At 48.8% G+C, this 19,100-nt stretch carries 22 protein-coding genes; 16 read left to right on the top strand and 6 right to left on the bottom strand.

Features of this window, described 5'->3' with window-relative positions:
- Window positions 1–35: 35 nt before the first annotated feature.
- Entirely contained in the window at window positions 36–317 is a 282-nt protein-coding gene (locus HF324_RS29815; RefSeq protein ID WP_168807040.1) for a co-chaperone GroES, read from the bottom strand.
- Window positions 318–595: 278 nt separating this feature from the next.
- On the opposite strand from HF324_RS29815, the gene HF324_RS29810 reads away from it, so the two are divergent.
- The 7 genes from HF324_RS29810 to HF324_RS29780 all read left to right on the top strand — a co-directional run bounded on the left by HF324_RS29810 (window position 596) and on the right by HF324_RS29780 (window position 5,176).
- Window positions 596–1,282, top strand: a complete 687-nt coding sequence (locus tag HF324_RS29810; protein WP_168861496.1) for a class I SAM-dependent methyltransferase — start codon at window positions 596–598, stop codon at window positions 1,280–1,282.
- A 141-nt stretch (window positions 1,283–1,423) separates the two neighbouring features.
- A complete protein-coding gene (locus tag HF324_RS29805) occupies window positions 1,424–2,317 on the top strand; it encodes an oxidoreductase (protein WP_168807036.1) in 894 nt (297 codons plus the stop codon).
- Between the two features lie 61 nt (window positions 2,318–2,378).
- Window positions 2,379–3,179: an AraC family transcriptional regulator gene (locus HF324_RS29800; protein WP_373997294.1), complete on the top strand. Its 801-nt coding sequence runs from the start codon at window positions 2,379–2,381 to the stop codon at window positions 3,177–3,179.
- A gap of 45 nt (window positions 3,180–3,224) precedes the next feature.
- Window positions 3,225–3,689 carry a helix-turn-helix domain-containing protein gene (locus HF324_RS29795; RefSeq protein ID WP_220100884.1) on the top strand — a complete coding sequence of 155 codons (465 nt, stop codon included), beginning with the start codon at window positions 3,225–3,227 and terminating at the stop codon, window positions 3,687–3,689.
- A 65-nt stretch (window positions 3,690–3,754) separates the two neighbouring features.
- The gene (locus HF324_RS29790) at window positions 3,755–4,189 is read left to right on the top strand and encodes a VOC family protein (RefSeq protein WP_168807032.1); all 435 of its coding nucleotides are present in this window, start codon (window positions 3,755–3,757) and stop codon (window positions 4,187–4,189) included.
- Window positions 4,173–4,622 (top strand): DUF1569 domain-containing protein, encoded by a 450-nt coding sequence (locus HF324_RS29785; RefSeq protein ID WP_168861494.1) that lies wholly within the window; start codon window positions 4,173–4,175, stop codon window positions 4,620–4,622. Before HF324_RS29790 ends, HF324_RS29785 begins: the two co-directional genes overlap by 17 nt.
- Window positions 4,623–4,633: 11 nt before the next feature.
- The gene (locus HF324_RS29780; RefSeq protein WP_168807028.1) at window positions 4,634–5,176 is read left to right on the top strand and encodes an alpha/beta hydrolase; all 543 of its coding nucleotides are present in this window, start codon (window positions 4,634–4,636) and stop codon (window positions 5,174–5,176) included.
- Here HF324_RS29780 and HF324_RS29775 read toward each other — a convergent pair whose 3' ends face one another.
- The gene (locus HF324_RS29775) at window positions 5,177–5,803 is read right to left on the bottom strand and encodes a class I SAM-dependent methyltransferase (protein ID WP_168807026.1); all 627 of its coding nucleotides are present in this window, start codon (window positions 5,801–5,803) and stop codon (window positions 5,177–5,179) included.
- A 44-nt stretch (window positions 5,804–5,847) separates the two neighbouring features.
- Entirely contained in the window at window positions 5,848–6,093 is a 246-nt protein-coding gene (locus tag HF324_RS29770; RefSeq protein WP_193114974.1) for a hypothetical protein, read from the bottom strand.
- 40 nt (window positions 6,094–6,133) lie between these two features.
- On the opposite strand from HF324_RS29770, the gene HF324_RS29765 reads away from it, so the two are divergent.
- The 3 genes from HF324_RS29765 (at window position 6,134) to HF324_RS29755 (ending at window position 8,630) form a co-directional block, all read left to right on the top strand.
- Entirely contained in the window at window positions 6,134–6,700 is a 567-nt protein-coding gene (locus tag HF324_RS29765) for a Crp/Fnr family transcriptional regulator (protein ID WP_168811967.1), read from the top strand.
- Window positions 6,701–6,766: 66 nt separating this feature from the next.
- Window positions 6,767–7,567 (top strand): alpha/beta fold hydrolase, encoded by an 801-nt coding sequence (locus HF324_RS29760; RefSeq protein WP_168807022.1) that lies wholly within the window; start codon window positions 6,767–6,769, stop codon window positions 7,565–7,567.
- 196 nt (window positions 7,568–7,763) lie between these two features.
- Window positions 7,764–8,630, top strand: a complete 867-nt coding sequence (locus tag HF324_RS29755) for an alpha/beta fold hydrolase (RefSeq protein ID WP_168861493.1) — start codon at window positions 7,764–7,766, stop codon at window positions 8,628–8,630.
- Window positions 8,631–8,678: 48 nt separating this feature from the next.
- Here HF324_RS29755 and HF324_RS29750 read toward each other — a convergent pair whose 3' ends face one another.
- The gene (locus HF324_RS29750) at window positions 8,679–9,572 is read right to left on the bottom strand and encodes a DUF6929 family protein (RefSeq protein WP_168807018.1); all 894 of its coding nucleotides are present in this window, start codon (window positions 9,570–9,572) and stop codon (window positions 8,679–8,681) included.
- A gap of 473 nt (window positions 9,573–10,045) precedes the next feature.
- On the opposite strand from HF324_RS29750, the gene HF324_RS29745 reads away from it, so the two are divergent.
- From HF324_RS29745 to HF324_RS29720, 6 genes are all read left to right on the top strand, one after another.
- A complete protein-coding gene (locus HF324_RS29745; RefSeq protein WP_168807016.1) occupies window positions 10,046–10,624 on the top strand; it encodes an RNA polymerase sigma factor in 579 nt (192 codons plus the stop codon).
- 92 nt (window positions 10,625–10,716) lie between these two features.
- The gene (locus tag HF324_RS29740; protein WP_168861492.1) at window positions 10,717–11,664 is read left to right on the top strand and encodes a FecR family protein; all 948 of its coding nucleotides are present in this window, start codon (window positions 10,717–10,719) and stop codon (window positions 11,662–11,664) included.
- Window positions 11,665–11,763: 99 nt separating this feature from the next.
- Window positions 11,764–15,195 carry a TonB-dependent receptor gene (locus HF324_RS29735; protein ID WP_168861491.1) on the top strand — a complete coding sequence of 1,144 codons (3,432 nt, stop codon included), beginning with the start codon at window positions 11,764–11,766 and terminating at the stop codon, window positions 15,193–15,195.
- A gap of 18 nt (window positions 15,196–15,213) precedes the next feature.
- Window positions 15,214–16,002: a hypothetical protein gene (locus HF324_RS29730; RefSeq protein ID WP_168807010.1), complete on the top strand. Its 789-nt coding sequence runs from the start codon at window positions 15,214–15,216 to the stop codon at window positions 16,000–16,002.
- Between the two features lie 14 nt (window positions 16,003–16,016).
- Window positions 16,017–16,760, top strand: a complete 744-nt coding sequence (locus HF324_RS29725) for a hypothetical protein (protein ID WP_168807008.1) — start codon at window positions 16,017–16,019, stop codon at window positions 16,758–16,760.
- Window positions 16,761–16,865: 105 nt separating this feature from the next.
- The gene (locus tag HF324_RS29720) at window positions 16,866–17,348 is read left to right on the top strand and encodes a RidA family protein (protein ID WP_168807006.1); all 483 of its coding nucleotides are present in this window, start codon (window positions 16,866–16,868) and stop codon (window positions 17,346–17,348) included.
- Window position 17,349: 1 nt separating this feature from the next.
- On the opposite strand, the gene HF324_RS29715 is transcribed toward HF324_RS29720, so the two are convergent.
- Window positions 17,350–18,192: a DKNYY domain-containing protein gene (locus HF324_RS29715; RefSeq protein ID WP_168861490.1), complete on the bottom strand. Its 843-nt coding sequence runs from the start codon at window positions 18,190–18,192 to the stop codon at window positions 17,350–17,352.
- 324 nt (window positions 18,193–18,516) lie between these two features.
- Window positions 18,517–19,098, bottom strand: a complete 582-nt coding sequence (locus tag HF324_RS29710) for a Crp/Fnr family transcriptional regulator (RefSeq protein ID WP_246269321.1) — start codon at window positions 19,096–19,098, stop codon at window positions 18,517–18,519.
- Window positions 19,099–19,100 lie beyond the last annotated feature (2 nt).

Below are 19,100 nucleotides of genomic sequence, written 5' to 3'. Positions count from 1 at the left end.
TTAAAAAAATGAAAGCGTACAGATAAAAAAGTGCATTAAATAATGGCGAGGATATCGGACTCGCGCATAATGAGAAGGTCTTCATTCCCAATGCGTACTTCCGTACCGGCGTACTTGCCGTAAAGGACGGTGTCGCCCGCTTTAACGGTTACGGGCTCATCTTTTTTTCCGGGACCGGCAGCAACAATGACGCCGCGTTGTGGTTTTTCTTTGGCGGTATCGGGAATGATGATACCACCGCTGGTTTTTTCTTCTGTCTGTGCGGGCCGGATGATGACCCTGTCATGAAGTGGAGTGGCCGTTAAATTGTTTGCCATAGTGTTGATGATTTTGAATTTAAGGTTAAATACAAAGTCACTTGATTAGGGTGTCGCAATCTTGACGGTGCTTGCTTTATAAAAAGGCGTTTTCAATCTGTATGCCAGCGGAAAAGTTGATTACATTTTGTCATTTTTCTTGAAAAAATGACAAGTTGAAATTTGAAAATTTGTCATGCGGATAGCCTGTGGCCAAGTGTTTTATCAATCTGTTCATTAAAATTTAAGCGTATGATTTTTAAAATTTTATAGCGGGATTTTTTATACATTACAGGTACATGAAATTACTGTCATCATCCGCATTGATCTGGTCGCCGGTAGTGGCCAACAACCGTATGAACCGGAAACCGCAGGCCAGCGGCATCAACAGCTATGAAAAAGAACTGGGCTTCAAACCGGAGGACTGGCAGAATAATTGTCTGCAGCAAAACGGACAAGCCGCCTGGCTGGACCTCTGCTGCGGTGAAGGCAATGCACTGCTGCAATACGCCCGGGGAGTCGCTGCTAACGGCCAACAGGCCAATGTGCGGCTGAAAGGCATTGACCTGGTGGACCAGTTCCAGCCGCTGCCACCGGACATTGACTGTGTGACGTTTGAAACCCGCCCGCTGGACGACTGGAGCAGTGATGAACAATACGACCTTGTTACCTGCATACACGGTTTACATTATGTGGGAGATAAGCTCAAGGTACTGGCGGCAGCCCTGAAGGCTGTCAGTAGCAACGGACTTTTCATGGCCAACCTCGACCTGAAAAGTATCCGGATCGCAGGCGACGGCCGGCATCAATACCTGAGAAAAATATTCGCGGAGAATGACATCACCGATAATGGCAGAAGAAAAATCATTAGCTGCAAAGGCACGCGGGATGTCCGTTTTAATGTATCTTACCAGGGAGCGGATGATACAGCCGGCCCTAATTACACCGGCCAGGAAGCGGTGGATTCGTATTATCTGGTTAAATAATCAATCTGGCCATAACGCATTCATTTGACCCACTTATGACCAAGTTGCCGTGAGCTTTTCAACAAACCATCTTTGAGCCGTACAACAAAGCTACCGGCCTCACACCGGTGTACCTTTGGTGTATCATCAAAAAGAAAAAAAATGCAAAAAGTATGGTTTATAACCGGCAGCTCCCGTGGGCTGGGCCGGAGCCTCACTGAGGCAGTATTACAACACGGCGATAAAGTAGCCGCTACCGCCCGTAACATTAGTCAGCTGGACGATTTACAACAACAATACGGCGATCAGATATTCCCCCTTGCGCTGGATGTGACAGACTATAAAAAAGTACCTGCCGTGGTAGCGGAAGCGGTGCAGCATTTTGGCCGCATTGATGTGCTGGTGAACAATGCCGGTTTTGGCATCATCGGTGCAGCGGAGGCGTATACCGAAGAGCAGGTACGCAGCCAGCTGGAGACCAACCTGTATGCCCCCATTGTAATCACCCGGGCGGTGTTGCCTTATATGCGTCAGCAGGGCGGCGGCCGGATATTACAGGTCAGCTCTATCGGCGGCAGGGTAGGCAATGCGGGCCTGACCATGTACCAGGCGGCCAAATTCGGGCTGAGCGGCTTTACAGAAGCATTGGCCAAAGAAGCCGGACCGCTGGGTATTTACGTCACCAGCGTGGAACCGGGCGGTTTCCGTACCGACTGGGCAGGCGCTTCCATGACCTACGCCCCTGAAATAGCCGGCTATGATATGGTGAACCAGCGGGTCGATTACTTCAGGGAAGGGAAGTTTGTCGCAGTAGGTGACCCTGTTAAAGCGGCCAAAGCGATGGTGGCGCTGGCGCAGCATCCCACTCCGCCTGTACACCTGGTACTGGGCAGCGAAGCCATCGGGCTGCTGAAAAACGCCGATAAGTTACGGCAGGCTGAAATGGAAGAATGGCTGCCGGTGAGTCTCTCTACCGATCATGAGGAGGCCGCGTCATTTATCGATTCACCGTTGGGCCAGTGGGCCACTCAGGGCGTTCAACGCAAAGCAGATTAAACAGACGGCGCAGACGGTATCCACATGCCGTCTGCTTTTTGTAATTTTAGTTATGACCGATTTGAACACAAATCCATCCCGCATCGCCTACTCCTGCTACTATTCCCGGACAAGGGACGGGGAGCAGTTTGTGCCGGAGCACGTATTCAGTTACCAGGTTGCCGGCCGGCTGACGCTTAACAACGCAGATAAAACCTATGTTTTTAACGAAGGAGACCTCCGGCTGATCCGGCGCAACCAACTGGTGAAATTTCTAAAGGAGCCGCTGGAAGATGGCGTCTTTAAAACATTATCCGTCTATCTCGACCAGGAAGTACTGAAGAGTTTTAGCCTGGAGTACGGCTATCAGGCGGAAACCGGCGGTAAGGCAGGAGAGACCGTATTGAAACTGAAGACAGGACCGCTGTGCAAAAGTTTCCTGGACTCATTGTTGCCTTATGTGCAGGGAAATCTGTTGATCAGCGAAGACCTGCAGCGGCTGAAACAACGGGAGGCGATTATGGTCCTGCTGCAGGCCCAGCCGGAACTGAAGGACGTGCTGTTCGATTTCCGGGAGCCGGGCAAGATAGACCTGGAAGAATTCATGAACAGGAACTTTCATTTTAATGTGCAGCTCAAGCGGTTCGCTTATCTTACCGGGCGCAGCCTTGCGACCTTTAAGCGGGACTTTGAGCATATTTTCCACACGTCGCCCAGCCGCTGGCTGATGCAGCGGCGCCTGCAGGAAGCGCATTTCCTGATTAGGGAGAAGGGGAAAGCGCCGTCCGACGTATACCTGGAGACCGGATTTGAAGACCTGTCCCATTTTTCCTTTGCATTTAAGAAGATGTACGGGGTAGCACCTTCAAAGCTGGTAAGTTGAGGCTATGTCGCAGTATTGTTGTATATTCGGATAGCTGTGAACGTTATGAGCAATACCGGTAAAAAAATAGAAGACAAAACAATAGTCGTCCCGGAGTACCCGCGGGTGTACCTGTATATCCGTATTGTTCAGGCTAAACTGTTTATCGACAATCATTACGCGGATGAAATAGACCTGGAGAACATCGCCGATGAAGCCTATTTCTCGCGGTTCCACTTCATCCGGCTTTTTAGGTCGGCCTATGGTAAAACACCCCATCAATACCTGAAATCCGTCAGGATCGAAAAAGCCCGGCAGCTGTTGAAAGAAGATAAAACGGTGGCAGAAGCCTGCTTCTCCGTAGGCTTTCAAAGCCTCACCACCTTCAGCGGCCTTTTTAAGAAAATCGTAGGGGAATCTCCTTCTTCCTATGCTGCACGCCATAAAGAGATGAAAAAACAAATCAGCGAGAAACCTTTGGCGTTTGTCCCTTCCTGTTATGCCTACCAGCATGGCTGGCTGGAAAAATAGCAATTTTGAAGAGGTGAATGACAGCGTAGTTGCAGATCTTTGTTTCAACAACAAAAACAAAGACTATGATTACGAAAATGACCATCACCAACATTCATGTACTGGACCAGGACAGTGCCTATGACTTTTATGTAAACAAACTCGGATTTAAGCTGGTAGACGATATCCCGATGGGACCGGACACCCGTTGGCTGACCGTGTCCCCGCCTGAACAGCCCGACCTGCAACTGGTGCTCTTCCCGGTAAAAGTAAGTAAGATGTTTCCCCAGGAAACAGCAGATATGCTGATCACCCTGATCAAGCAGGGCGTATTCGGCTGTGGCGTGCTTACCTGCAAAGACATTTTTGCCACGTACGAAGAACTGAAAGCGAAAGGCGTAGAATTTATGAAGCCGCCCACCAAAGAGTTTTACGGTACCGAAGCCCTGTTTAAAGACGATTCCGGCAACTATTTTTCATTGCAAACCATTGATAACTTTAGCCATGAAAACAATATTTGATGGTCCCGTAAGGACGGAACTAATAAACAGAATCAGCGCGCTCGGCGAGCACAGCAGCCGGCAATGGGGTAAAATGGACGTCTGGCAGATGACCAAACACTGCAGCCAGTGGTTTGAATGGATCATGGGAAAGCAGCAGACGGCCTACAAACAGGAATTCCTGGGAAAGATATTCGGGAAAATGGCGCTGAAAAGCAATACCAAAGACGACCGGCCCATGCAGAAAAATATGCCCGCAGGAAAACAGGTGGTAAAACAAAAAGGCGGTGACGTGGAACAACAGAAACAGATATGGATCGGTTTGATCAAAGAATGCGAACACTATTCAAATCCTGCTTTTATCCACGATTTCTTTGGTAAAATGACAAAGGAGCAGATCGGCGTTTTTGCCTATAAACACGCAGACCATCATTTAAGACAGTTTGGCGTTTAATTTTTACAGACATGCAGGTAATATTTATCCAGGGCGCCGGAGAAGGCGCTTATGAATGGGACCAGCCGCTGGTGCAATCGCTGCAACAACAGCTGCAGGCGGGTATTAGCTTTCATTATCCGCCGATGCCGCAGGAAGAGGCGCCCAACTATCAGATGTGGAAAACCGCGGTCCTGCAGGAGCTGGAAGCAAGCGATGCTCCCCTGGTACTGATCGGGCATTCTCTGGGTGGTTCTGTGCTGTTAAAGTTGTTGTCAGAAGAAAAGGTGCAGCAAAAGATAAAAGCGCTTTTCCTGGTTTCCGCTCCCTTTTGGGGAGAGGCGGAATGGCAGTCGCCGGAATTTATGCTGAAGGATGATTTTGACAGGCGTCTGCCCGCTATAGATCCCGTTTTTATCTATCATGCGGAAGATGATGAAGTGGTGGATTTTGCGCATCATCGGCGTTACGCCGCCAGCCTGCCCCGGGCAGTTGTCAGAACGTTCAAGCAGGGAGGCCATGAAATGGTGGCCGCAGCAAAGACACTGTCTGAAGATATTAACCAGCTCCGCTGATCACTTTGCTGCTTTGCCGCATTTAACAAGGTAGAATGGAAAATTTTCGTTCACTTCCATGATCTCCAGCAATCCTGCCTGATCAAACTCCGCATGGATCGATTCCCGGTCATAGAAGTACATGTTAACGCCGCCGAACATTTCATAACGGTCTTTGCTGATAAGCGTGCCCTGGCCGTAGGTATGCGCTGCTTTCGAAATCATGGTAAAAACCATGTAGCCGTTTGCTGATAACTGCTGATAGCAGTCGCTGATCAGTTTCTTTCTTTCTTCTCCATCCAGCAGGTGAATGAGGGCGTAACAGAAGATGCCGTCATACTCAACGTCGTCGAAAGGCATGGCGGTTACTGAGCCGTGATGGATCATCATGCCGTCGCCGTAATGTTTCCGCGCCATCTCAATCGCCGTTTGGGATATCTCGATGCCTGTTACGCTCATGCCTTTGTCTTTGAATATCTGCGCGTTCCGGCCGTACCCGATACCGGGGATAAGCACCTTTTTTACACCCTTTTCAACGAAAAAGTCGCTGGTTAACAAGGCGGAATGGGAAGGCTCAAAACCCCACATTTCCTGCTTTTCCGTGAAGGCGGCTTCCCAGAATTCTGGTTTCGCGTTTTCCTGCTGCATGGTTAAAAATTAAAATTTGCAACGAAGTTACAAAAAATACCCCGCTATTTTATACACAGGCTCAGCAACAGTGCCGCCAGGTACAGTCCTATCCCATAAACGGTGTGAGTTTTCAGGCTCCGCAATCTGGCAACGGCAGGATTAGGCGATTGATAGTCCTGCGTAAGGAAATTGTGTGCGTGGGTGGCTTTAGCGTTGCAGCGCCGGCCACCATCAATGATCAGCACATCCCGCAGTGAACGGCCCAGCGCCATCGCCGCAGAGAGGCCTGCGCAGCTGCCGCCGGACAAATCACAGTTATGCCTATATTTGACTACCAGCCTGGATTTTATGGAACACTACGAATACTTCAGACAATTTCACGATATCAGTCCGGCAGACTATCACCTGCTGACAGACCACCTCCAATACCGATCCTTTAAAAAAGGAACGGCCATCGTAGTGCCGGGGCAGGTCCAGCGGGACCTTTACTTTGTTAAAAGCGGCGTCCAGATGGCCAGCTTCGAAGCCGACAACAAAACTTATGTCATCGACTTTAGTTATTCCCCTGCGTTGTGTGCTATCGCGGAATCTTTCTCTTTCCAGACGCCTTCCAAATACTTTTTAACCTGCCTGACAGACAGTGAACTGGCCTGTCTTCCCTACACGCAGCTGCAGCAGTTACTGGACCAGTCACAGTCCGTGGAACGGCTCTTCCGGCGAATGATAGAGCGTATGTTAGCGGATATGGTGAACATGCATATTAACCTGCGCGCTATGACCATCGAAGAACGGTACCGGTCATTTTGCAGTAAAAACCCGGAACTGCTGCACCTGGTGCCGCATAAGTACATCGCCTCCTACCTGGGCATAGACCCGACGAACTTCAGCAAACTATTTAACCAGGTTAAATTCTGATGTTGGTATACACCAAGAATGGTTTACCTGCGGCTTCCGACTTTTACCGTCATTAAATAAAACACGATGATGACTGTAGAAAATCAGGGACGTTACGCCGATGTCAACGGATTGAAAATGTACTACGAGGTACATGGTCAGGGCAGACCGTTGCTGTTATTGCCCGGCGCCGTTTCCGGCGTAAGCACCGCCTTTGGCAGCTTAACCCCGCTGCTGGCGGCAGACAGGCAAGTAATAGCTGTTGAATTCCAGGGGTACGGACACACTGCCGATATCCCGGAACGTCCCCTTTCTTACGAACAACTTGCGGACGATGTGATGGCACTGCTACGGGTACTGCACATCACGGAGGCGGATTTTTTCGGTTACAGCACAGGCGCCGGCGTGGCATTGCAGATAGCCATGCGTCAGCCTGGGCTGGTAGGTAAACTCATCCTGGCTTCCGGCACATTCAACAGCAGCGGCCGCCATCCGGCGCTCGCCGGACTGGAATCCCTGCTCACCGCCGAAGGCATGAAAGGCACGCCCTATGAAGCGGAATATCTCCGCACCGCCCCGCGGCCGGAAGACTGGCCACGACATCTGGAGAAAGTAACCATCTTCAACAAAAGAGCACAGGCATGGTCTGCTGATGACATCCGGAAAATACAGGCGCCTGCATTGATCATTGCCGGCGATGCTGATATCGTTCAACCGGAACATGCGGTGGAATTATTCAGGCTGCTGGGCGGCGGTAGTCTGGGGGAATTATCAATGCCGGTTTCTCAACTGGCGATATTACCCGGTACCATGCATACTGCACTGACAACAAAAACAGCACTACTCATGGCCATCATTCCTGGTTTCCTTAAAGGCGGGACCCGCTAAAGGTGTAGTTGCCATTGCGCAGGTTGTCCTTTCATTGCCACTAATTACAGGTGATACTAAACTGAGCCATCAGTGACGGTAACGCTGTTATGCTCCGGCGACGCTATGTCCCTGGGGCGGGAAGCGGGACCGGGCATATCCGTAAGGAGTAGGAGTGGCCTGGATATTGGGGCATGTTAAGCGAAAAATTGATGTTATGCTTACAAGAGCAGAAAATAACGCAGGAAAACAAAGTACTGCCTGGGACCTGTCCGGTATCTATGACTTTCGCGGCCAGCAGGTTCGTTATGGGAAAACCGGGAAAGGCAGTCCCCTTGTTTTCATTCATGGAACACCTTTCTCTTCTGTGGTCTGGCGCAGAATTGCACCCTATATTGCTACAGAAAGGGAGGTGTTCTATTTCGATTTGTTAGGCTACGGTAAGTCGGACATGAAAGAAGGCGATGTATCGCTGGGCGTCCAGAACGAGCTTTTTACGGAATTGATGGACCATTGGAGTATCGACCGGCCGGACGTTGTGGCGCATGATTTCGGAGGAACGACCGCTTTGCGCGCTCATATACTCAATGAACGGGAATACCGTTCGCTTACCCTGATAGATCCGGTGGCTATCGGTCCGTCAGGTTCGCCTTTTGTGCAACAGGCAAGGCCCCACGAAAAAGTATTTGCCGGTCTCCCTGCTTATATTCATCAGGCCATACTGCGTGCCTACATTGCCGGTGCTGTACACCGGTCCCTGTCTGAGGAAGAAATGATGCTGTATATGGAACCATGGCTGGGAGACACCGGGCAGGCTGCTTTTTACCGCCAGATAGCCCAGATGAGCGACCGCTTTACGGATGATATTGAAAATCGTTTTAAGGAGGTAAGGTGCCCGGTTAACATTCTCTGGGGTGAGGAAGACCAATGGATTCCATCAGCGCGTGGACGCTTACTGGCAGAACGTATACCAGGAGCTTCGCTGCATATTGTACCCAACGCATCGCACCTGGTACAGGAAGACGCGCCGGAAGCTATTGTGGCAGCGATACTTCATTTTTTAAAAAGAGAGGTGCCATCATAGCCTGAAGTGTTAACAATAATTTACTTCTCTTCCCGGCTGCAAATACATTTAATGAAGCCCTTCCATCACCATCTTCACATAAAACAACCTGCTGGCTCCCTGGTCATTATCGGCCACCAGGTGAAGATACCATTCATTGCCCTTAATAGCCGATAAACAAACACCTTCCATCTTTTCCCCTTTGAAGGCAGGATCTATATCTGAGAGATTAACAATACCATCTAACTGTATGTCTGCACCATTTAGTTGCCGGCTGATATGCTTCACCCAGCCGAGGTAACTGTCGCCGATTGCCCCATCGTCATAGGCATTGCTGGTGGCTTCACTGGAAAGAAGAACGAGCAGCGCATCTTCCTGCTCCACATAACATAATTCGGAAACACCGGCGAATCCGTGCGTGGGAAAAGGGATGATCAGCTTTGAAACACTGACAGGAACTTCTTCCTGCCGCTCCCAGAAATCAGGCGTGGTGATCACCAGTTGATTGACCGGATGACCGTCATTGCCGCGGTTGGCAAGTATAAAATGCTCGCCTGCTACGGTGGCGCCTTCGATATTTATCTCCGGAATCTGCTGTAAACGTTTTATAAACGGGGCATAGGAAATGTAAACCGGTTTGCTGTCACGCGGAGGAAGCGGTAACAAAACGCCTGTTTCCCGTTCCTTTGTTGCGGCAGAGCCCAGTGCCAGCAACCTTTTTTGTTGGCCCGTATTCAGTATCACCGCGGTTTCCAGGTCGGGCTTTTTAGCTTTGGGGATGCGCTTCTCTTCATAATGAAACAGGGTTACTGTATTGACTTCATGATAATTACTGTCCAGTACCAGCAGTTGATTGGCATCGTCGCCAATGATATAAAGGTGGCCGTCGTAATAGTTGATGGCGGAGCCGGAGGGGAAGTGGCTCAGTAACAGTGTTTTCAATAAAGTGATGATCGCTTTCAAAGTTAGTCCTGTTAAGGTTTACAGATCGTTTACCGAAGAGCTCATTTTTCCGGGAGAAGCCTGATCTTTTGACAATGGTGGCAATACCAGTAGACCTTGTCATCATCTTCCAGCCTTATTTCACTTTTTATTCCGCAAGTGGTGCATATCCGTTCCAACGATTCATCTTCACGGGCCCTGTAGCCGCAAGCGGAACAGTGCCAGCTGGTAGGCGGCGTATTTTCTTCGTCATATGACCAGGTGAATGCCTGGTCCTGACAATGAGGACAAATGATCAAACTCACCGGCTTAAAGTTTTTACAAGGATAAAACAAAAAAGGTTATCAGACAGCTGCCGGATAACCTTTTTTGTTTGGTACGGGTGTACATTGCCAGCAATTTTGTACAGGCCGGACAAATTAATAATAAAATAATCTCCTGTGTGCAATGCCTGCAGCGGCCACTATATCTTTGCGTCCGCAAGGTAACTTATCATGGATAGAAGTACATTAAATGATGCCGCCTTATGGCAACAGGTAAAACGGGGAGATACAGCGTCGTTTTCATGTTTGTTTGAACGGTATTGGGATGAAATGTTTTCCATGGCCTACCGCAGGCTGGCCGACGAGGCGACGGCCAAGGATTTTGTACAGAACATCTTTATTCACGCCTGGGAGAACCGGCAACAGATAACCGTTGAAGATAAGTTAAGCCCCTATTTGTTTACTGCTTTAAAATACAGTGTTATACGCCATATTTACCGGGAAGCCAAACAGGGCACCACGGATTTACCATTGTCCGTTTACAGCCTGCCCGACGAAGCAGAACAAAGAAAACAGGATCATTACGAATTTGACGCATTGAGAGAAAAAGTCCGGTGGGAAATCGCTTCCATGCCGGATAAGATGCGGGAAGTCTTTATACTCAGCTATGAAAAAGAGCTATCCGTCAGGGAGATAGCGCTGCGACTGTCTATTTCGGAACAGACGGTCAAAAACCAGGTCCACAACGCCCTCAAACGGCTTCGTTTACGGCTGCAGGGCCAGTCGGTTTACCTGCCCTTTATCCTGTAACCATGCCCGTTCCGGGAGTTTACAATTTGGTAACATTAAAAGGATAGTACTACAGGCCCTAACCGGTATGTACATAACAGGAGGACTGTTATATGAAACTACACAACCGGTTAAAACTACTTCGGCATTATTTAGCGGGGAAGACAAACAAGGAGCAGGACAAGCTTGTTGACGACTGGTATCATTCGGTGGACGATATAAAGCCGATCGGGCTTTGGCAGCAGGAAGGGAAAAGAAGCGCCATCAAGGGAAGTATTCATTTACAGATCCTGGAGCAGATAAGCCAAAAGAAGGTAGTGCCCATGCGTGGCCGGATAGTGGCTGCCGCATGTATGGCGTCGTTGTTGATCGGCGCTTCCTGGTTTTTCCTGGTGAATCACGATAAGCAACCCGTTACCTGTTTTACAATAACAGCCCCTTCCGGCGAAATCAGACAGTTCCTGTTGCCCGATAGTACCCAGGTATGGCTGAAATCCGGTACCACTATTCAATACAGTTCCCAATATGGAAAACAAAACAGGCGCCTGGACCTGATAGAAGGAGAGGCATTCTTTGAAGTGAAAAATGACGAGACCCGGCCATTCATCGTAAAAGCAGGCAAACTTGAAACAAAGGTGCTGGGCACCGCCTTCAATGTGCAGGCATATCGTAACCGCCCTGCCATACAGGTATGGGTACAACAGGGACGGGTACAGGTGAGCGACAGTGTGCAGGTACTAACGGAACTGTCTAAAGGGAAAAGACTGCAATGGAATATCAACGATGGCCATTTCCGTGTTGACAGCCTCCATTGGAAACAGGCACTGGGCTGGCGCGACGGTATTCTGCTGCTGGAAGCTGCCACCTTCTCCGAACTGGCCAATGAGCTACAGGGAATATATGGCGTAACGTTGGTGACCTCCGATGTAAACATCCGCAATCAGCATTACGATGCTAAATTCTTTATCCGAAAGACTTCCGTCAGCGACATTATCGCCACCCTTGCGGAAGTACACGGTATACGCTACAAAATACAGGGAAAAACAATCACCTTATATTAAAAGCAAAATCCCGCTGGTAACGGGATTTGCCAAACATTCCGGTAATGCCATTTTTTGACGAAAGCAACATTACCATCTAAAAAAATCAATCATAAAGGTATGGAAAAAAAAGGAACAGGGACATTGGCCCTGACCAAACGAAGGCTTGTGCTGACGATGTGTTGGCTGCTGCTGGCGGTATCCGGGCTAAAGGCACAGGCGCCCGGAAAAGTAAAATTATCTATCCGGTTTACAAATGTGGCATTGGATGTTGCCATGCGGCAGGTGAAAGAGGCCAGCCCGGTGAATATAGCATACGACGCAGGAAAATTACAACTATCGCAATGGAACGTTTCCCCGAAAGAGTTTAAGCAGGCGGACCTGTCTGAAATCCTGCAGTATTTATTGCAACAGGCGAATGTCGGGTATAAAGAAGTAGCCGGAGGAATTGTATTGTTTGAAAAAGAGAAAGACGCTCCCGTTAAAAAAGAGAAAGGACGCCTTACCGGCAAAGTCATAGACGAGGAAAACGGTGACCCTGTGATTGGCGCTACCATCCGCATCGGCGAAGCAGGCGCAATTACAGACGATGCCGGTAATTTTTCACTGCCCCTGCCTCAGGGCCGCTACACCGTGATGATCAGGTCCATGGGATATGGCGCCAAGGAGGTAAGTGGCGTGGCCATCCATGAAAACGAAACGTTTACCTTGAACGCTACGCTGAAGCGGCAGAGAGGCAACCTGGCGACGGTAGTGGTAAAATCCTCTGTCAGAAAGGAAACTACAGCCGCCTTATACAGCCGTCAGAAAAACGAAGCCGGTATCATCAACGGCATCAGCCATGAGCAGATGGCTGCCTTACCCGATAAAAACATCGGGGAGACATTGAAACGTATTTCCGGTGTCAGCACCACCGACAACAGGCGGGTGGTGGTACGCGGTATTGCTGAACGATATAACATGGCCATGATGGACGGCGCCGCCCTGCCCAGCACAGATGTACAGGTACGCGACTTCGAATTTGACATCGTGCCCAGTAACCTGGTGGATAACGTTGTGGTATCAAAAACGGCTACTTCTGATATGGGATTTGGTTTTGGCGGAGGAATGGTACAGATCAATACGATGGCCATCGCTGACAATAATTTCACTACTGTCAGCGTGGGGAGTAAATACATCAGCGGCAGTACCGGCAAAGAGTTTATGGGTTACCAACGGGGAAAGAATGATTACCTTGGGTTTGATGACGGTGGCCGGAATCATTTTCCCAAAGAGATCCTCACGCTCACGCCCGGAAATTACGATCCTAAAAATCCCTATAATCATATCCCGCCGGCGGGTATTGAAAAAGTAACCCCTGAAATGATCGCAGCCCAGAACAAAAGGATCGGCGGCCTGGACAGGATAGGGACCCGCACCTATCGCGCAGCTCCCGGACAGAACTACCAGTTCAGCCTCGGCCGCAGCTATACCCTGAGAGACAGCCGTATCGGATTTGTAGGCTCGCTGAGTTATCGCAACGAGCAGGCCATAGATGATGTCCTCCATTTTGAACGCGGCGTTTTCAACAAGCAGGGCAACAATCTGTACGACGCTGAAACAGGAGCGGAAATCAGGGAATCAGCGGCGCAGCAGTACAATTTCACCACCAGCTGGGGAGCGTTGCTGAACGCAGGATGGAAAAGCAAACGCCATCAGATCATCTCCCGCAACTTTTATTCAAGGGTATTTGCCAACCAGTTTTTCCGCGTAAAGGGTTGGGGCGATGAGATCGGGTTTGGGGATGATGCCGCCATCAATGAATACGACAGGCCCAAGTTCATCGATCTGCTACAGAACAGGATAAACGGAGAACACACTTTTGGCCGTTTTAAATTCGACTGGGCTGTGGCCCGTAACCAGGTGGCCAATCACGAGCAGGATGCTGTCGATGCCAACCTAACCCCTATGGCAACGCTGAACGGCGCCGTGTACAACTATGTGCCCGGCGGCTACATTGCCAACCCCGGCCCCCTGAGCCGTTCTTCCTACCGGTACGTGGAAACCAACGGGATGGCGGATGCGGCGCTGAGCTATCGGTTCCATCTCAGAAAGCTGCCGCAGGTGATCAAGGCCGGTTACCAATACCTGGATAAAAGAGGGCACTATGACTGGAGCGTTTTGCCAGTAGGGGTGGCCGGAGACTTTAAAGACCTCTTTAAGCCGGTGCACCAATGGGATATGAGCTTTACGGACCCGCTGAAAGGTGCGTTTTATTATCCAGCCGCTTTTAACAATAATAGTTACGAAGGAAAGAACAACAACCAGGCGGGGTATGTGATGCTGGACAACCGTTTTACCAGCTGGCTCCGGCTGGTATGGGGTATCAGGGCGGAATACTATAGCTATGAAAAGGTAAAAGACGAGGCGGCGGACAAGATCTCGCAGGCTAACCTGGACGATTCGGACAAGCGGCGCTACGTAGATCCGGAAACAGGCAACCTGGTGCACAAAACCCTGGATGCCAGCGCGGAAGATAAAAAATGGCTGTACCTTCCTTCGGCCAATCTGACCGTTACACCGTTCCCTAACTTCAATATCAGGGCGTCTTTCGCGCAATCGGCCATTCGCCCGGCGTTGATAGAGAACTCCAGTTTTGCCCGGTTCAACTACCTCTATGGGCGTATACAGCGCAATACAGGCGTGGTGTCTACCATGATCTCGCATTACGATCTCCGGTTGGAATGGTATCCGCAGCCCGGTGAGGTGATCTCGGCAGGTTATTTCAGAAAACATTTCAAAAATCCCGTGGAAATGTACCTCGACATTACCAATACCAGCGGCGCTGTTGACCTGCTGACCGCCAACTCTGACTATGCCAATGTAAACGGATTTGAAGCAGACCTGCGCAAAAGCCTTGGATTTATCTCCAAACGGTCAAAGTTCCTGGACAACCTCTACTTCAGCGGTAACCTGACCATACAAAACTCGGAAGTGCAGGCCAGCGCTTTCCGCTATGAAACCATGGGATCAGGCGCTGATGTCAACAAGGTAACTTACTCCTACCGCAGGAAAACGTACCTGAAAGAAAAACGGCCGTTGTACGGCCAGGTGCCTGTTCTGTACAATATCGGTCTGCAGTATGCTGGAGACAGGCTGGGTGCCAATATCGCTTTCAATCACTCCGGCTATAAAACCTTTACCGTAGGGATGCAGCCCCACTATTCAGAAATGGAACGGCCCCGCGACCAGGTAGATGCACAGGTGAGCTACAAATTCCTGAAGGACCGCACGTTACAGGTAAGATTGAATATCAGTAACCTGACCAACAGCCCCTATCGCTTTTTTATCAACGGTAAGAATACCTATAGCCTGAAACCAGGCGCCGACAATATGTACATGAACGAATGGTCGGATGTATACGAATGGAAAGAGGGGTTTTCCCAGAAGTATGAAGAAGGGTACTATGTGGATGACCGCGATGGGAAACGGAAAGTTCGCATAGGCGATACTGATACTTTTATCCGTAAGATAGGATCTTCTTTCAGTCTCTCGATATCTTATAATTTCTAACAATCATAAACAAAAGAAATGAAAGTCTGTAAAACAAGCTGGCTGCTAACAGGTATAGTGGCTTTTGTGCTGGCTGCCTGTAATAAAGACAACGATAATCTGCTCTACAAAAAACAGGTATTACCCATTGTTATCAGCGGATATAATGCTACCCAGGAGGCGCTTACGGTGAAAGTAGACACATTTTATTTATCAACCAGGCTGGGAGGAGGGTCATTTAAACAAGGCAGCGCTTTCACTTTCGGGGAGCATCAGCATACGGTAAAGGTGAGTATTACAGAAGAAAGCAGCGGAAAACTGGTGTTGGAAAAAGAATTTACAAAGCAGGACAGCGTTGCCGCCTTCAACTTTTTGTATATGGATGGCAAAGCGAGCAATATGCCCGAAAAGCCGGCTGTGGAGAAGGAGAAGATCAGTCTTGTTTATATGTTCATTCCGAATATTACGCAATACAGCGAACCGGTTGACTTCGTCATTGGTAAATATTTCGTTGTGCCGAAGGTGTTTGAGGAAGTTACAAGGATTAAGAACGTAAAGCCTAATGAATTTAGTCCACCGGCTACATTCTCCACCTTCCTGACGGGCCGGCAGGAATACAATGGTGTAATAACCTCGGTTTCGTTTCAGGTGAGGATATACAAAACAGGTACCAATACACCCTATGTGGACGGTACCGCCTATACGTGGAATGATATTTCAACTTCTGCTCCCAAACCGGCGGCGTCTGTGGCTGCCTCTAAACTTTACATCTTCTCGGAAGCTCCCAGTGGAAACCTGATGAGGTTTTTTACCCGTTTGGATTACTAAAAATAAAACAGATCATGTTAAAGATAAAATTACTCGGACTGCTGGTCCTTCTGATAGTGCTGAATGCCTGCAATAAGGAAGAGGCGCCCACCAAAGCGGTGAATGTTGAGGTGTGGGGATACAATATAGGCGATGCCGAACTGGAAATGTCGATCGATACAACTGTTTATCGCAACTTTACCACACTGCCCAATATGCCCGTTACCTTTAGCAGGATATATACCTTTCCTTCCGTCCTGAAAGAGGTGTCTTTAAAAATAAAAGACAAGACATCGGGTAAAGAAGTGTACCAGCAACAGCTAAATCTCGCCGGTGAGCTGGAATTGTTTTTCCCTTTTATATGGATGAATGGAAATATGCTGAAGGTAGAAACTACCGCCGCCGATCCGGTTACCAACAAACTGAGCTTTTATATCCATTATCCGCAAAATAACGAGGCGCTGGATATCTTTCTGAAAAACGATGCCGGACAAATGGTGATCATCGCCCAAAATGTAAAACCCGGTGGCTGGGTGCATGCCAGCTATATACCCGGGGAAGGCTTTAAAGACAAAAGCAAGAGATATACACTGTACTTCACCAAAACCGGCACTACAGACGGCTGGTATTTTGAAGACAATGAAACAAAAAGCAAAGTGGACGAGTTTGGCCTGGTTTTTCCAAAAAATGAAGAAAAAGGACTGGTACGCGCGTATTTTGTTACGCCCGGTAATGCGCAGCTGGAGGTAATACGTTTATTCAAAAGGCCCAAAGCATAACAGTTACTGCCCGATTATCATAGTAGCCGAAGTGTGTGGTGCCTGCCGCCGCACACTTTTTTTATGTGCTGTAAATAACTATCTTGAAATAAACTATCCGTTGCTATGAGAAAAAAATCCTTTTTAAGTGTCATGTCCCTGTTGCTGGTGACATCACTCGTTCATGCCCAGTCAGATAGATCTGCCGTTCATTTCATGAATCCACCCGAAGTTGTCAAGCCCAATGGTTATTCTCAGGCTGCTGTTATAGACCTGGGAGCCAGCAAAATGGTCGTACTTTCAGGGCAGGTACCGCTGAATGTCAAAGGGGAGCTGGTCGGAAAAGATAATTTTGAGCAGCAGGCGGAGCAGGTTTTTGTCAACATTCAAAAGACGATAACGACTGCTGGCGGAAAGATGTCCGACATCGTGAAACTCTCTTATTTCATTCTGGACACGAAGCACCTGAAAACGCTCCGGGCTGTCCGGGACAAGTATATTGATGTGCAACATCCGCCGGCCAGTACGCTGGTGCAGGTCAGCGGCTTGTTCCGGGAGGATGTGTTACTGGAGGTGGAGGCCACCGCGGTGATTCCTGTTGGTAAGTAACCTATACCTTTTTGCCTTGCAGGTAGCGATTTTCCTTATCGTATCCGTAACCTGTTTCATCTTCCACCTTAAAATCAAATGCCCCTATGCTTTTAGAGCGGATTTTTTTGAATGATTTGTCAATGGTGCGTATAAACCAGGCCAACTTCTCATCTTTGGCATAAAAATCAATGTCGCAGTTCCGGTAGTAGGCTCTGCCGGCCGCTACGCAGCCGTTCAGAAAACGGAAGGTCCGGGCATCGGCTTCTGCTACAACCTGCTCGCGAAAGAATACGTGATCTTTGTCCAGCGCGACATTGCTGATAAGTTCAGGTTCAGGGATGACGAAAGTGGCTGCGTCTGCAGGCACCAGCCTCGTATAGGCGGCGTATATTTTCCCGTCGGCCTCGGCGTAGTGCTCATTCAGGAAACGGGCGTCAGCCAGCCGGTAGGGCAGTTGCTGTGCATAGTAATAATCGTGTTGCCCGTCCGTGCCGAATCCCTTTTTTATGTCCATGATTTCAAACGTGCGGGGAGCTGCTCCTTCCAGTGCGGAGAAGGTACACATGGAGCTGTAAATATAAACGTTGTTTTTATCCCTGAAATAGGTGGTCATCGGCGTATCGTTTTCCTGTATTACCTCAAAGGAGTCCAGGTCTATAGATTTCGTATGCCGGGTAAATACCCGGGAGCTGTTACAGAGGATGCCCTTATGGTCTTTGGAGTAGTTTTCTGATAACGGTTGCCAGGTATCAAGATGGGCTTCAACCGGAACTTTGAACAGTTCATCTCCGGATCTTACAGTAGCATAAGGTGGGTCAATGGTGATTACTTCATATTGTTTCAGAAATTTACCTTCCTGCATGGCTTTGTATTTAGGTTTCTCTATGGGTGTCGCTTTCGCCGGGTTAATAAATTCTGCTGACTTTTACGATCTTAAAAGCAGCGTTTGTTACGGCTAATATATAAAATATCATGTACTATTTGCAAACAGCTGTTACTATAGCAGGGCGTCTGAGGAGGCGATGGGTCTTTTCCGGCCGGAAGACGGACAGGGCCGTTCAAGGGATTTTATGCAAGACGAAAAGGTTGGTTAGACAGACTAACTATTTTGATGATCTGGTCCGGCTTTGAGAAAGATAAATGTTGTAAAAGCCCCCTGCATTTTTTCGCAGGGGGCCTTTGTGTATTAAGACTTTGAATGTTGTTGCCTGACGCGGCTAAGCGTTTCGCGGGAGACACCCAGGAAAGAGGCGACCATGTGCAGTGGTATCCGTTCGTAGATTTTAGGACAAGTGTTGATGAAATTCAGGTATTTCTCTTCAGCCGTTTCACTGATATTACTCAGTATTCTTCGCTGCGTAGCGTCGAAGCTCCTGGCTTCCAGTTTTTCCCTGAACAGCCGGAACTTAGGAATAGTATTGGATAACATATCGAAATCCTCTTTCCTGATCAGCAGCAATTCGCTGTCTTCAATCGCATCGATATAGCCTTTTGAAGGTTCTCCTGAATTATAGCTCTCATAGTCACTCATCCACCAATTTTCAATCGAGAATCTTAAGATATGCTCCGCGCCGTCTTTTCCAATGCGGTACAGCCGCAGGCAACCTTTGGCGACAAAACTGTTATAATAGGATACGTCGCCTTCCTGGAGCAGGTATTGACGCTTACGTAGTTTTTTTTCTTTGGTGACCTGCTTTACCAGTTGCAGTTCTTCATCGCTCAAGCCTGCCCCTTCTCTCAGATAATTGGCTAATGCTTCAAACATCATTT

It is taken from the genome of Chitinophaga oryzae (assembly GCF_012516375.2).
GTDB lineage: Bacteria > Bacteroidota > Bacteroidia > Chitinophagales > Chitinophagaceae > Chitinophaga > Chitinophaga oryzae.
Note: the sequence above shows the minus strand (reverse complement) of the source record. Positions and strands in the feature narration are given on the sequence as shown.

What these genes read in the sequence shown, in the direction of transcription:
- HF324_RS29795 (WP_220100884.1), top strand. Translation starts at nt 3,225, where the DNA reads ATGAGCAATACCGGTAAAAAAATAGAAGACAAAACAATAGTCGTCCCG.
- HF324_RS29780 (WP_168807028.1), top strand. Translation starts at nt 4,634, where the DNA reads ATGCAGGTAATATTTATCCAGGGCGCCGGAGAAGGCGCTTATGAATGG.
- HF324_RS29715 (WP_168861490.1), bottom strand. Translation starts at nt 18,192, where the DNA reads ATGCAGGAAGGTAAATTTCTGAAACAATATGAAGTAATCACCATTGAC.
- HF324_RS29775 (WP_168807026.1), bottom strand. Translation starts at nt 5,803, where the DNA reads ATGCAGCAGGAAAACGCGAAACCAGAATTCTGGGAAGCCGCCTTCACG.
- HF324_RS29760 (WP_168807022.1), top strand. Translation starts at nt 6,767, where the DNA reads ATGATGACTGTAGAAAATCAGGGACGTTACGCCGATGTCAACGGATTG.
- HF324_RS29710 (WP_246269321.1), bottom strand. Translation starts at nt 19,098, where the DNA reads ATGATGTTTGAAGCATTAGCCAATTATCTGAGAGAAGGGGCAGGCTTG.
- HF324_RS29720 (WP_168807006.1), top strand. Translation starts at nt 16,866, where the DNA reads ATGAGAAAAAAATCCTTTTTAAGTGTCATGTCCCTGTTGCTGGTGACA.
- HF324_RS29745 (WP_168807016.1), top strand. Translation starts at nt 10,046, where the DNA reads ATGGATAGAAGTACATTAAATGATGCCGCCTTATGGCAACAGGTAAAA.
- HF324_RS29735 (WP_168861491.1), top strand. Translation starts at nt 11,764, where the DNA reads ATGGAAAAAAAAGGAACAGGGACATTGGCCCTGACCAAACGAAGGCTT.
- HF324_RS29805 (WP_168807036.1), top strand. Translation starts at nt 1,424, where the DNA reads ATGCAAAAAGTATGGTTTATAACCGGCAGCTCCCGTGGGCTGGGCCGG.
- HF324_RS29730 (WP_168807010.1), top strand. Translation starts at nt 15,214, where the DNA reads ATGAAAGTCTGTAAAACAAGCTGGCTGCTAACAGGTATAGTGGCTTTT.
- HF324_RS29815 (WP_168807040.1), bottom strand. Translation starts at nt 317, where the DNA reads ATGGCAAACAATTTAACGGCCACTCCACTTCATGACAGGGTCATCATC.
- HF324_RS29810 (WP_168861496.1), top strand. Translation starts at nt 596, where the DNA reads ATGAAATTACTGTCATCATCCGCATTGATCTGGTCGCCGGTAGTGGCC.
- HF324_RS29740 (WP_168861492.1), top strand. Translation starts at nt 10,717, where the DNA reads ATGAAACTACACAACCGGTTAAAACTACTTCGGCATTATTTAGCGGGG.
- HF324_RS29790 (WP_168807032.1), top strand. Translation starts at nt 3,755, where the DNA reads ATGATTACGAAAATGACCATCACCAACATTCATGTACTGGACCAGGAC.
- HF324_RS29765 (WP_168811967.1), top strand. Translation starts at nt 6,134, where the DNA reads ATGGAACACTACGAATACTTCAGACAATTTCACGATATCAGTCCGGCA.
- HF324_RS29785 (WP_168861494.1), top strand. Translation starts at nt 4,173, where the DNA reads ATGAAAACAATATTTGATGGTCCCGTAAGGACGGAACTAATAAACAGA.
- HF324_RS29755 (WP_168861493.1), top strand. Translation starts at nt 7,764, where the DNA reads ATGCTTACAAGAGCAGAAAATAACGCAGGAAAACAAAGTACTGCCTGG.
- HF324_RS29725 (WP_168807008.1), top strand. Translation starts at nt 16,017, where the DNA reads ATGTTAAAGATAAAATTACTCGGACTGCTGGTCCTTCTGATAGTGCTG.